The organism is Halalkalibacter oceani (genome assembly GCF_023715605.1).
Taxonomy (GTDB): domain Bacteria; phylum Bacillota; class Bacilli; order Bacillales; family Bacillaceae_D; genus Halalkalibacter; species Halalkalibacter oceani.
In genome coordinates this window covers 1-13,802 of the sequence record NZ_JAMBOL010000047.1, presented here as the reverse complement: position 1 = coordinate 13,802, position 13,802 = coordinate 1, and the positions used below count along the sequence as shown (strand labels likewise).

12 protein-coding genes are annotated in these 13,802 nt (G+C 37.7%); all 12 read right to left on the bottom strand.

The window, feature by feature from the left end; all coding sequences use genetic code 11:
• Positions 1-192: 192 nt before the first annotated feature.
• The 12 genes from M3202_RS21525 to M3202_RS21470 all read right to left on the bottom strand — a co-directional run bounded on the left by M3202_RS21525 (position 193) and on the right by M3202_RS21470 (position 13,548).
• Positions 193-1,971, bottom strand: coding sequence for a hypothetical protein (locus tag M3202_RS21525; RefSeq protein WP_251225274.1), 1,779 nt, complete (start codon positions 1,969-1,971; stop codon positions 193-195).
• 97 nt (positions 1,972-2,068) lie between these two features.
• Positions 2,069-2,944, bottom strand: coding sequence for a DUF3800 domain-containing protein (locus M3202_RS21520; protein ID WP_251225273.1), 876 nt, complete (start codon positions 2,942-2,944; stop codon positions 2,069-2,071).
• 462 nt (positions 2,945-3,406) lie between these two features.
• Positions 3,407-3,904, bottom strand: a complete 498-nt coding sequence (locus M3202_RS21515) for a hypothetical protein (RefSeq protein ID WP_251225272.1) — start codon at positions 3,902-3,904, stop codon at positions 3,407-3,409.
• A 249-nt stretch (positions 3,905-4,153) separates the two neighbouring features.
• Positions 4,154-4,561 carry a hypothetical protein gene (locus M3202_RS21510; protein WP_251225271.1) on the bottom strand — a complete coding sequence of 136 codons (408 nt, stop codon included), beginning with the start codon at positions 4,559-4,561 and terminating at the stop codon, positions 4,154-4,156.
• Positions 4,562-4,573: 12 nt separating this feature from the next.
• Positions 4,574-6,586, bottom strand: a complete 2,013-nt coding sequence (locus M3202_RS21505) for a peptidoglycan DD-metalloendopeptidase family protein (protein WP_251225270.1) — start codon at positions 6,584-6,586, stop codon at positions 4,574-4,576.
• A complete protein-coding gene (locus M3202_RS21500) occupies positions 6,583-8,979 on the bottom strand; it encodes a hypothetical protein (RefSeq protein WP_251225269.1) in 2,397 nt (798 codons plus the stop codon). Before M3202_RS21500 ends, M3202_RS21505 begins: the two co-directional genes overlap by 4 nt.
• A 17-nt stretch (positions 8,980-8,996) precedes the next feature.
• The gene (locus tag M3202_RS21495) at positions 8,997-10,961 is read right to left on the bottom strand and encodes a VirB4 family type IV secretion system protein (RefSeq protein WP_251225268.1); all 1,965 of its coding nucleotides are present in this window, start codon (positions 10,959-10,961) and stop codon (positions 8,997-8,999) included.
• Positions 10,961-11,830, bottom strand: a complete 870-nt coding sequence (locus tag M3202_RS21490) for a TraC-like domain-containing protein (protein ID WP_251225267.1) — start codon at positions 11,828-11,830, stop codon at positions 10,961-10,963. The genes M3202_RS21495 and M3202_RS21490 overlap by 1 nt, the downstream gene beginning before the upstream one ends.
• A 5-nt stretch (positions 11,831-11,835) precedes the next feature.
• Positions 11,836-12,192: a hypothetical protein gene (locus M3202_RS21485; RefSeq protein ID WP_251225266.1), complete on the bottom strand. Its 357-nt coding sequence runs from the start codon at positions 12,190-12,192 to the stop codon at positions 11,836-11,838.
• 15 nt (positions 12,193-12,207) lie between these two features.
• Entirely contained in the window at positions 12,208-12,603 is a 396-nt protein-coding gene (locus M3202_RS21480; RefSeq protein ID WP_251225265.1) for a hypothetical protein, read from the bottom strand.
• A 76-nt stretch (positions 12,604-12,679) separates the two neighbouring features.
• On the bottom strand, positions 12,680-13,240 hold the full coding sequence (locus M3202_RS21475) for a metal-dependent hydrolase (protein ID WP_251225264.1): 561 nt from the start codon (positions 13,238-13,240) through the stop codon (positions 12,680-12,682).
• Positions 13,241-13,281: 41 nt separating this feature from the next.
• Positions 13,282-13,548 carry a hypothetical protein gene (locus M3202_RS21470; protein ID WP_251225263.1) on the bottom strand — a complete coding sequence of 89 codons (267 nt, stop codon included), beginning with the start codon at positions 13,546-13,548 and terminating at the stop codon, positions 13,282-13,284.
• Between the last annotated feature and the right edge of the window lie 254 nt (positions 13,549-13,802).

Sequence of the window (13,802 nt, the reverse complement as noted above, 5' to 3'; positions counted from 1 at the left end):
CTGGTAATGGCCGACATTATGGAAGGCGTCTTTTCCTTTCTTCAGGGTGGTTAATGACATTATATCCGTCAATCCCTGGACAAACAATACCGTCAACAAGTGGACGTTTTTAACCAGCATTAACAATCACTTTGTACCGCTAAATGATCGAAGTGTTCATAGAATTGCTCAACTGTTTCCACCTTCATCATTTTATTCATTGATAAGGTTTTTATAGATAGTATATATAGGATATTTCTTTATGAATTTTTGTTCTTCAAAACCTAATTGACTAAAAAAAGATGTTGATTCAATTTTACTTTTTAGAAGAACACTAGCACAAAATTGCAATACTATATCGGATTGGTTTAATTGCTTTAGATTTATTAATTTTTCGTAATCTTTATCAGACAAAGAGCCATTTCTCCTTATTTTTATTTGTAATTGGTTAACTAATACTATATTTCTAAATGAAACCACTCCATCAAATTTATTATAAATATGATCTGCTAAATCTAAAAAAGCAAAATTCTGAGATAGATCAAATGCACTTATGCAATTAAGACAAAATTGGTTTGTTAAGTCTGATGAAATATCATTTAGAAATGGATTAATATTGTCAAATGATTTTTTTATCTGTTCAATTTTTAAGTTAACTGCCACAGCTAAAGTATGATAAGGAATCAATATATATGGGCTGTGTGGATTTGCGATATCATCTACAGCAATTCGGGTATCCATTTGTATTATCTTATCTGAAAATGCATCCATTAAAAGATTTTCCGAATCAGGATTATAGAAAAACAAGAGTTTCAACTCTCCTAATGGAAATAGAGCAAAACGAGCTTTTTCCGGGTTTTTGAACGTACTATAATCGTTATCTAAATACATCCTTACCAAGGAAGTGATCTGATCAATCAAACTATTTAAATCAAGGGATTCACTATCAATTCTTGTATCAAGGTCTATATTCAGTTCTTCAAATATAATTTTTAGATTTTTGAACGTAGAATACAATCTTTCAAATGCCTTTGTTACCTTTACAGTATCGACTAAATGAAGATTTTCCAGTTTTAAATCATTTGTTCTTAATTCAATCTCTTTACTGTACAAGAAGTCTAAAATAAAGGGTAGAACTTTGAGTTGGGAAGATAGTGAATTTAATCTTACAAGATTAAAATTAAAATTATCTTTCTTAAAGGTTATCTCTAAAGAATTTTCAATCAATAAAATTGAACTACTTTTCTCAAAGGTGAATTGTGTTTGCAACTTATGTAGTCGGCCATTTGTAATAAATATTTCGGTAAATTCACTAGAATAGGACTGGATACGTGCTTGTGACAACGGAACACTTAATGTTTCTTTAATTCCGTAAATAGTAAAGTCATGTTCAAAAATATTACTAGTTTCAGCTTTGATAGGATTAAATGTTAAACTGGTTAATTCAAAAGAAGTATATTCATCATCTTTAAAAGGGTTATTTTCAATAAGCACTTGTGGCTGTTTCTTTGATTCTTCAATAAAATTCTTACATACTATATCTAAAGTGGTTTCACTTAGCGGACGAAGTTCAATGTTTCTTTGCTTTTGTTGTTTTTTTTCGCCATATTTAATCAGTATTTCTCTAAGTTCATTTGGCAATAACTGTTTATAGAATATCTTAGTATCTCCATTTTTTAAAATTTCAACTACAAACAATATAACCCCATTGCTATCGTAATAATTTTTTATATGTTTCAATTCCATTGGAAATGTCCTAGTTCCATTTGAAAATTTGTCAACTTGGGTTCCCTTAACTTGAACAGGAACTTTACCTATTAAGGATTCTACTGTTTCTGAATGATCTTTATATACTGCTATATCTCCATCAAAAGAAATCCCTTTATCGCCATCAGGGATATTAGCCATGAGTGCGGAAGAAGGTTTATTAGTTTCTAAAATTATTGCATATACAGCGATTCTCTCTATCTTTCCTTTTGGCATTTGAATCATTCGGATCCTCCTTTGATTTCGTAAATTATTCTTTCTAATTTATTCCAGATTTAACCATAACCCCTTTTGAAATTTTCGTTAAATTGGGCCTAGGTAGTTAGTAAAACTCTCGGAAATTACTTGCCATAAATAAATCAATATAATCAGCTAAGGACACCTCTGAAAGCTCTTTATTACTATCCCATTCGTAATATTTTATACTCCGTAGAAATTGATGAAACCCCTCTATTTTAAGTAGCTCAATCACTAATTGATGTTTCTTTGCTCTTCCTTTAATACCTCTGGCGGCATATTCTTCATCAGTTAGCCCCTGAGGAATAGGGTTTCTTCTTATAATCAAACGAATAATACCGAGAATTAAATCAACTAATTCTATGCCGATCATTTGTCCTTTAGTCACCATTTGACAATCTTTAACCCAAAATTGCTCAGCCCTATACAGTGATTGAGTATTTAAATTTTCTTTTAAACGTGTAACTAAGTCGTATTTTTCGTATTTACCTTCTTCTTCAATGTAAATATCAGATTTTATGTAAATGTCTTTACCATAATTTCTTAGCAACCCATAAAAAATTCGTTCAGGAATTTTAGTATATACCATTAAAGTGGCATAATTCATTGTAGCTTTCTTTTGCCGGCCTCTAAGTTTATTGCTGCCGCTATCACCAGATAGTTTATATCGTTGATCAAGCGAAGAACGGTTATAATTTATGACGTTCATGCGAGTATACTTAGCTATGGATGAAAAGACTTTAATGACTTCAATTATATTATTCTTTAGCGCTACATCACCAGTATAATCTGTCCAATGTAGCTTTAACTGATTAGATTTTAAACGTGAAGTTAGATTACTCATTTCTTGGGAAGAATAAACTACGTGGGGGATTAGCAACCCCCCCATTGTTGTTGGTTTATCAGAATCTTGGCCGCTTTCATCAAAGAATATATTCATTAGCTCGTATTCAGTTGCCACATGCTTAACCTCCAATTTGACGAAATTTGAATAATATTATATAGTAATATTACGTTGTAGCCCCGTATCGAGATACGGTTAGTACAATGAAGGATTGATAGAGTACCCGTACCTAGGTTCGGTGAAAATCAATCCATTATACATATTTATTGTCTTATTTAATCCCAATCTATTAATTGTCATGGGATACTAATTAATTGGATTGGTTAAAATAGCTCTTAACTGTTATAGCAGAATGAGCTTTTTTTAATTTTAATGAAATGTAGTTTGAAAATTCCTAAGGTTTAACATTAAAAATAGTATTAGACCAGAATTAGTAGCAATTCTTAACATCATGGGTCCCAACAGGGATTACACCAGAAGTATTTTCTGAACACCCCCAAGAACCTAAATTATCTGGAACTGGCTACGTTTATTCACTCAAGAATCCCTCTGACGTTAGCCGGCTGCCTGCTTTCATTTTTAACTCTCCTTCCTTTGTTTAAAAATAATCTTAAACCACCTAGTTTCTATAACAGCTTCCTGTTCTTTCTCTTTCTTCATATCTTGTAATTCATTTAATAATATCGTTATTTTTTTATCAAGAGCTTCAATAGTTTCTTTATCATAGACTAATAGGTTATTTGTATTTATGTTTTCTTTAGATAAGGCATTGATTCTTTGAACAAACTCCTGCGCTATAGGAATAATGGTAGCAAGTGCTAATGCCAGAATGATTGGAGGCCAGGCGTTTACATCTTTAAAATCTAAGCCGGTCAGCATCATTATAGAAACTGCAATTACATATGAACCAAATGTTATCAAGCCTAAGTATACTAAAATTACTTTTTTTAATTCTTTTTGTTTGTTAGAAGGTATCTTCTTTTTCTCTCTATAGTAAATACGAAAACTAAAAAAAGAAACAACCAACAGAGGTAGTAACAACCCACCAAGCATCAAATCAAAAATAACGAAATCCATAATATTTTACCCCTCAACATATCGATATCACCCACACAACAGGCGGAAAGACCTATTCACAGGCTACATTAAAGCCTCTGAATTTTCAACTATTTTTAAATCAGAATAGATGGTGGTCTCAGAAGTATCAAAGGGCCTAGTATCTACCTACAAAGAAAGGAATACCCTGTAGGTTGTGATCAGGTTTTTTACATAAAAAAAGCCAAGATAAGATAACATCTTATCTTGGCTTCTTAATACCTAGTCTATCTAAATAAACCCTACCCTCAAAAAGTCAGCAAGCCAGTTTCCTACCGCAAATACCACCGTCAAAGCTTCTTCATGATATTGAATCAAGAAAAAGCCACCCACTCCTATAACAGCAAGCCTAAACGCAATTTTAAGACTGAAAAACAGGATGAACCCAGCAAGGATTAACCAAGCTATTAATAGTTGGAAACTCAAGTCTTTTGCTTTCGATAAAAAGGTACCGAACGTATAAGAATCAGCATTCGACTTGATTGTTTCATAATCGATTACATCTCCTGCAGGCGACTCTGGAGTTGCATTCGCAATTCTTTCCGTTACACTTGGTTCTGATACGTCCTCTGCTGCAACGTAAGTAACCATGAAGCACATGCACATCAGTATAAGCATTACTTGTAAAAGAGTTTTCATAAACAATCCCCCTTATTTTAGTTGAGGAAAATAATTTAACGGATCATGCGGCACACCATCTATACGGATTTCAAAATGTAAATGCGCTCCGTAAGACCTTCCTGTATTACCCATCGTCCCAATAACATCACCTTTTTTCACATTTTGACCTTGTCGTACATGCATCGCATGAAGATGCAAATATCGACTGACAACATTATTATCATGACGTATATTCACATAATTTCCTGCTGCCGAATCATAAGCTGCTACCTCGACTACTCCATCTTCCATCGCAAAAATTGGATCACCAGCGACGCCAGCTGTTAGCCCCCCTACATCTGTTCCATTATGGTTTCTCCCGTCCCTCCATCCAAAATGAGACGTTATTCGAGTGGATGGGGTTGGCCATAACCAGTTATTCGAACCTTCCATTACCGGGTACTTGCCGGGTAGAAAGGACTCAAGCCGCTTATTCGATTCAGCATAGTGCTCGTCATACATTTCAATGAGTTCGAACACAAGTTGAATATCCAAATCATGAACGACCCCAAAAAAATGTAGACGTTCATAAAGAGGCTGCATCCATTCTTCTTCTGTCGGAACCGACATTCCCACCGGCAGCTCTTGTCGAATGACTTTGTTACGAACTTTTGCTCCACCAGAAACAGGAATGCTCTGCCAAGCATATTGATGCTCAAATGACCCTTGGAAGGTATCAGCCTGAGTTAGAAGCTGAATCTTTTCAGTCGATTCTTTTTTAACCCAGTTACAAACTCTGACCCGCTCTGTCTCCCCTTTTGAATTTCGCCGTGTCCGATTACGACATACTTCCTCCTCCCAAGTAGTAATAATTTCAGAGTCTTTCCACTGGAAACGAGGTCGTAACTGTTCAAACGTTGCCTCTGGTTGTGGAGTAATACGATGGTCATATTTGGTCAAATCAAAGAAAGTGTACTCAGTAATATCTAATTCATCTAAATTGTATTCATCAAGTTCCTCTCCTTCATTTTCTTTTCTCAATTCATACATTTGATAAATTTGCTCAGCATGCACCAGGACTTTCTCGACATACTCATTTGACCTGTTATATTGAAAAAGTGCTGATTTTGGAGAGCGTTGATATGCATTAGATGATAAATAATTAGCAGCTGAAAAAATCGCATCTGCTTCATTCCAAATATCTGCCCGGCCATTCCCAGTCGCATCGACGCCGTATCCATTGTATTGTTGAATATCAGCTAATGAGGAAAGGTCAAAGTCTTGAATCATACGTCCAGTACCAGAATCAATCAAAGGGTGGGACCACCCCACAAACGTTCCTGGCATAAACTGCATCGGACCCATAGCCCCTGCTGATGAAATTCTGCCAGTCGGGTAGGTGCTATACGTTGATTCTGTGTAATGAATAGCGGCCAATACAGGCCAATCGACACCATACTCCCTTTGAGCAGCTTGGTAGAGTGGAATAAATTCTTTTGGAGGATACACACCATCTACCACGAATTCATGACCATCGACAATCATGATAGGCCCACTTCCCCTTTGACGGATATAGGGATCATTTCGTACCCGGTCTACAGCAGCCAAAATGGACCACGGAAAGGCATAGGGCTGAACTTGTTCTTTCTGCTCCTCGCTTAACCCTTCATCCCACCGGGAAGCAACTTTTTCATAGACATCAAATATGTCTTCCCATCCTTCCTTATCCTCATCAGAAAAACCAAAAAAAGCATTGACTCGTTCTTCAACGCCCGCTTTTACATCCTCTGCAACCATGCGAGGAACTATATATATTAAGGAATAAGCCGCATAGGCTAAAAAAAACAAACACAAAATAGGAACCCATAAAGGGGCCGTTGCCCCTAGGATTCCTTTCGTTGCACTTAATAAAGCTTGTCCAACTCTTTTCATCAAAAACCGAAAAGCTCTATGGCCCAAACGTCTGCGTAATGCATGAATTTGTTGCTTGGTTAAGCTACTTACCAGGCGACCTAACTCCGGTTGCTGTTGTTGCTGCTCACGAGAGTTTTGTTCGTAACTCATAACGAACCACGCCCGTTCCTATTCATTTGCAAGGCTTCCATCCTTTTATCATCAAGCAGTTCCTCAACCTTTTGATTTACTACTGTACGGTGTTGAACGATCTCATTACTGTTTCCACCGTGCAAGGCCGAAGCATAGTTGGCGATGTCCCCTTGAATAGAGGGATCATTTAAAACAGGATGCTGCGTTTTCGTTATGCTATGACTCTCATTCATGACTGATCTAGCTGCGTCCACTACTTTTTTCTGGTTAGCGTACATTTCCGGATTTGCTTTTGGATCAATCTGACTAAGGACCTGCTGAGCTTGCTGATAATTTTGTGTGGCTTGCGCCGTATGCTGAATCGCTTTAGTTGGTGTATTAAACTGCTTTGTTTTTGCTTCCGGAGAAGCGATTGTTGAAGCTAATTGTTGAGTTGTTTTAGCTTGGTTTAACCCAGCTTGACTCAGTTGTTGTTGATTAGCTTTTGCCACATTCTGGGGAGAGCTAACCATTGGACCATTAACCGATGCACCGTTTGGTACACCTGATGATGTTTCATTGGTTTTGGCGACTTGGGTATTACCGGATCCATTATCTATACCTTGAACCCCGCTTGTGGTATCCGCACCCAAGCTTTGGATTTGTTGCTCCATGGCTTCGACACTCTGATTAGCTTTTTGCAATGCAGCCTGAGTTGTCTGTTCATTGTATACATAAGGTACCGGCGGAACTGAATTCTCATCTCTCAAATCAACTGGCGCTCCTACCTCTTCTGGTTGTGCCGCGAATGCTTGCATATCATTAGACAAATGTGATGGATGACTAGCAGGTAAATCTTTAATAACCTCTCCAGTCTGATTTGCTGCATCGCTAGGAACAGTTCCTGCTTTTTTTCCGCTTAACACTGAAGAACCTACTGAGGTACCAGCCATGATACCTAAAGCTGGATTTCCTGTTGCCATACCAGTTAGAGCCCCACCGGCAGCTACTGCACCACCAGCAACTCCTAATCGTGCTAATTGATTGACAGCTTCAGCCGCACCTCGGCCTCGGCTATGATGTCCACTAGATTGCTGTGTCGAGGAGTTGTTCGCCGCGGACCGATAGCCTGCTTGAGCTGATCTTCGGGTAAATGCTGCACCATTGCTAAATGGTGCACCAACACCACTTTGATTATTCATTTGAAGGCTGCCTGAAGGAGTTTGACCTTGGCCACCAGGACCTGCTCCATTGTTTGAAGCAGCATTACCACCTTCAGGAGACCTAAATGATTGCTCTCGGCCTCCTGATGCTGTTTTTAACATCCGGGCAATATTCATGATAGACATCATCCCCATGGCTGCCCCCGCGTTACCTAACACCCCGCCTCTGACCTGTACACCTGTCGCTGCACCAATAATACGTTGGACTAAGGATGAAACAGCTGTCAATCCAATCATAAAAGCCACAAGGACCCAAAACATGATATCAGCAGAATCGACTGCATGACGAATATAAAAAAACAGCCCAAGGGCAATTGCATGGCCTGTTTGTAAAAAAACATTGCTGATGAACTCATGAAACCAAAGATTCATGGCTTCTCTTCTAGTAGGAAAAATCATAACCAATGAAACAATAGGGAAGATTATGATTAATACTGAGAGATATATCATTCTCATCACATATTGATAGTTCAAGATAAACGTCATAAAGAAAGCAACAATCACCAGAAGACCCAGGCCTAAACCTTGAACATCAATAATATCGTACCCTATACCGGTGCCCCAAATTGTGTTTAAGAAAAGTCCCACATATACCCCATTATCTGTTAACATCACCCATACGAAATCAACTATAAAGTAATTAATATCCAGGATGAGTTTCCACAATTGAGCGCCAAACCGCATACACACGATAGCGAGAACGGTCCCTAAAACATAGTGTTTGATCATGAATCGATGTTCAACACTTGGTGAATAGAGCAGAAGCATAAAACCGGCCAAAACCATAAGGGCAAGTAGTGGAATCGGGAATAACCTCTCTAGCCCATCATAGAAAATTGCAACTCCGTTAAAATACGTTTCAGGAAAGATACCAAAAATTAAAGTATCCCTGGCTACGCCGAAATCCCCTTCTGCATCATTACCGCTCCCCAAAATTTTGGCATATTCCTCTCTCTGAAAAACAAGAAACGAAATATCACGAGCACCAAAGATTTTTATGATGAAATTGACAGGGGCTAAGAGTAGTGAAGTGGCAAAACGTTCTCCATAAGAAGGTTTATTCTCTCCATTTTCCATTTCCTCAATGTCTGCTTCACTGATTATAGGTTCCGGAATATCCGAAATATCCTCATCCTCAGCAAATACATGAGGTGAAAAAGAAGGAAGAAGTAGTGACATAATTAATAGGATAAATATGCTTTTCTTCATCATATCTCACCTCACACCTAAACAGCAGTTTCCTGGAATTGGTTCGTGGTTACATTAGGGTTCGTATTAAATAAGGCAAATTCTTCAGGTGTTGAGTCGACATTTATAATACTTGCTTGTTCATCAATACGAAGAATGCCTAAGCCTTCTTTTGCTTGACGAACTAAAAAATCTCCTTCCCCGTCTGTAAGGTCAAATTTGTTTGTTATTTCTTCAATGTCTATAGGATCTTGTTTAAAAAATAGCTTCGTAGGAGAATTCTTTAAAATACCCAAGCCCTGCGGAACCCTAGTGAATACTTCAAAACCTTGTGTAATGGCACACATTGATGTATTGAAGAAACGCAATACCCGGTACTCATTTTCAAGCCAAGCGGCTAACTCAGGATCGCTCATAGCCGTTTGTGACTCATCATAAATAACTCTTTTTTGAATGTGTCGGTTTTTCTTAGCAAATTTAGCTGATTGCCATTTTGTTGCAATGAAAGTTCCGATTGGCCTCATCTCTTCCTCGTCAAGGTGTTGAAGACCAAAAGCAAAAATAGGCACATTTTGAATCTTAACCGTTGATTGCCCGTCAAAAATTGCTTGTGAAGGCGAACCCCCACCCTGCGTAAATGGTTTGATAAGTTCAGCAACTTCTGCAGTAACCGGGTCACTCACCATTTTTTTATACAGGTCAGAAATTACCGGCATCTTTTTATAAGTTCCTCCGATGCTAAATTCATGGCCATGATCATTCTTCACATAAGTATGGTCATGATCAAAAATAGAATCCGGATCAGAGGTAATCTCTCTTTCTTTATATAAGTCTCTTATGAACCCTTTAATTTTGGCTTTAATGTTGCCTTTAAGCATAGCATCATCCATTGTTCGAATCATTTTAAAGATAATGGCTGCTGCAGCTGCCACTGTTTCATCTACATTGACTCTACGGACTCCATTTTCGTCTTCTTCGATGTCAACATCAAAGAAGTTAATGCGATGCTCACTATCAGGGGATAAGTCAATATATGGACACCCCATCTCCAAGACAAACTTTTTATAGTCACCTTTCGGATCAATGATCGCTGTTCGAATACCAATATGTGCTGATCGGTGCGTTAACACCATCGCAGCAAACGTTTTTCCTCCCCCAGAACGGCCGACAATCACCATGTTATGGTTCATTAAATCTTTATGCCAACCATCATAATGGATTGGACGTTGTAAGTGGTCTTTCCCTATAATGATTCCACTTTTATGAGAAATCCCCCCATGGCCAAACGGAAATAGATCAGCAACATTCGCGGTTTCAAATCCAAACGTATGCTCTTTATACATGGGGTTTTCTGATAAAGGAGTGATGTTCAGCAAAGCATCTAATTGCTTCCCGTCAGGAGAACGACTTACGATTGACCTTCCAGCCAATTTACGAATTAGATTATTCGTATATTTCTTTAACGTTTTAATTTCTGTCGCACTCGAAACAATTTGAATCGAAACATTAAATGGACTTTCAATATTTCGCCTCAATCGCTTTTGACGGTCTTTCAAATCCGCCAACTCATCTCTTAAATTATTAATAGTTGATGAGTTTTTCTCCATTATAATATCGGATTCAATCCCCTGAATCCGGCGATTAATATCCTCTAATTCGTCGGCCGTGTCAACTGGATCAACATGTATGGCTATGTCCGTATCACCTTTTCCAAACTCACCTAAAATCACTTGATCTAGCATACCGGCCCACGTGTTTCCCCCAGTTATTTCTGCGAAGATAGTTCGAAAATAGCGAACTGGTTCGATCGTGGAACCGATTTCCACTAAATAATCGCTATGCGTTCCTTCATACGTTTCATCGCCAGGCAGAGTCTCTTTTATGGAAGAAGGTGCAATGAAGTCTTTACCTGTTGCTTTCGTTTCTCTTGAATACACGTAACGTCGTGAACTAGACTGGTCCATTGCCTCTCTTTTTTTCTTAAATCGATTTAACATAGCCATTAAATCACCTCCTCTTGTTTTTCAATTTCCAGTTCTCTTAATTCACGTTCTTTTCTGCGATTTTCCAGACTCAAACTTGGTGTGACTGACTGTTTATTATCACTAAATGCTCCTGCTAGATAAAGGTCACCAATATGATGATATGGAGAAAGATCTCGATTAAGCGTTTGATGGAGCATGTCATGAATCCCGAGCTTATTCAAACGAGCAATCTTAATACCGATTGTGTCAAAATTCTGATACACCAGATCTGCTACTTCGTCAAATAAACTTTCCGTTAATTCATATGCTTCATCAGGTGGTATCGTTTGAGTTGACGTTGTTTTTTCAAAAACATGATCCAGTTTCCTACTCCCCGTGGAGATATTTGATTCTAATGCATCTTTGTATGGGTTATATCTTACTATGACATAACATCGATAATCTCTAGTTTTCCGTTCACTGAAAGTCTCCAAATGCCTGGCAACCTGGTTGCCCGAGGCGATGAGTTGAGGTGTAAGAATTGAATCCGGTTGATTGATTTTCTTACGATAATCCTCGATATATTCGGCTATATCAAGAAAATGAGATTGGACCAACAAAGTATAGGAAGTCGGAATTGAATTAGAAAATGATCTCATTGCGAACCAAATGCTATCTTTTTCACGTTGAGACTTCATGTGTAAATTAATTGGTTCAACTTCTATAACCATCGCGAAATTACCATTATGCAACTCGACAATTCCGTTTTCATCAATGTTTTTATAATTTAAGATATCTTGTGTTGTAATCTTCTTTTTATTCTCTCCCGTGTCATAACGACTCTGAAGTTTCCGGTAAATCAAATACCCGACAAGCAAAAACAACACAATTTGAATGAGCTCACTCAATGACCTCACCTTCTTCCTTTTAGATTCTCCACCTTTAGCGGAAGGTTTGATCTATGATAATAAAATGAACGCCTTCTTATTCGAATCTTGAAATAGGTCACAACTGCTTGAAATAGTGTCAAGTTTGTCTTAGGTATTTTAATGTACGCAAAAGCAGCTGATATCAAAATCGGGATTAACAGATGGATTTTTTCAAAAATCATATGGTCAACATAAGGTAAAGAAGGCAGGACACTATTAAACTGTCCTGCCACCCAAATACCCGGTGCCAACCAAAGCAACTTTCTAAAAGAAAAATGAAAGAGGATTTTTTCCTCTAGCCCTGATTTATAAGGTATTTGATGATAGTGCCCCCAAGCCATAACTAACTCCTTTCTTTAAGTTAACTTAACACCAAAAACACCAAAAATTGCTCCTAATATAGCTTCTGTTTGCCATGTGAATAAAATTGCAGCAACAAACGCTCCCAAACGAAACTTCATTGCGAGGATAGCCTGAAGACTGCCGGAAAAAAAGAAAACAATCCCAAACCAAATTAACAAAGCTACAGCTATTACAAACGAGGCACTCCGTACAAGATCGACAAAAGTGCTTCCGGCATCGTCAAATACTTCTTCTAATTCTGAAGTACTTGTTGCAATACTTGATTTTATGGATGCACTCGCCCCTTCCGGAAACAAAAATAAACTCATTAAGGTCAACACAAAAAGGGACACCAAAAGTATGAGTCCCAAGTTTTTCTTCTCTTCTAACACACCAACCATTTCATTCATCCTCCTCTTGTATAGTTATTAATTGAAATTGTTCACCGGCCCAATTTAACCACCCCCCTTTCAAAGTTAAGCAATGTCACCCGTTTATCAGGACAAATAAGCTGGTTTCAACATCTAACCAGCGCATCAAAAACCAACTATTTAATACGATGAGAATCCCTACAACAATATTTTCAGAAAATCCTATTGAGTTAGGTCTCCTTGTTTTAGCGGTTATTAAAAACTTGTATCTACGTTTACTAAGAGGGTGAAATAAAGGGACTCCTCCATCGAAAAAATAATCACCAATCACATGCGAAAGCACTCCGATTGAAATCCCTAACGAAATATAGTATGGAAAGTGTAAAACCAGTCCAACGAGGAATCCAGTTACCGCAGTAATAATTACAAATAAGAGAGAGTGGGACCAAGTCCGATGACCAAATAACCAAAACAAAGGATAGCTAATTAACGGAACCTTAGCTCCAAGGCGTGATTTAGGTGTATCCATGTCTGGAAGTAAGGATCCAAAAAGCACTAACACAAAAAAGACCCCTGCTTCGGTTAGGTTACCAAACGAAGGGGGGAATAATTGAAAGAGTGAAATAGCTGCTAGGCCAAACAGAAGCCCTGTCAGTTGATGCGTGGAAGCTGTCATGTACTTCATTCCTTTTTACTATTAATTTTTACTTTGTATTGCTATTTAAGTGCGAGTAATCTGCCTTGTACATGATACCAAGTGTCAATCCAAGTCTCTGCATTCATTAAAGCCTCATCAAAATCAAAAAAATTATTTTTTTGAACATTTCCTTTAAAACTCTCATGAAAGAGCTCATATGAGAATGAGCCATCTTCATGTTCAAATAACTTTCCTTTTACATGATGTTTCTGGAACCTCCAGTATTGAGGTATATGGCCTAGAAAAGGATCATCGATATTAACACCATAAAAAGGGACTGCTTTCATGACTATCACTTCCTTCTAAACAATATTAATCTATACCGAAAAAAAACATAGTTTGCCCCAATTAATGTTGTCAATATTTTATCATGAGTTAAAATTATTGGCAATATTTACTTTTTGTTTTACCAAATAATCGGATAGGAGGTTACTCATTAGTTGAGTAGCCGACCTTCCACACCACCGTACGTACCGTTCGGTATACGGCGGTTCCTAAGTTTACACCTTAACAGTTTTGAAATGTTCCGAGAAAGATGCGT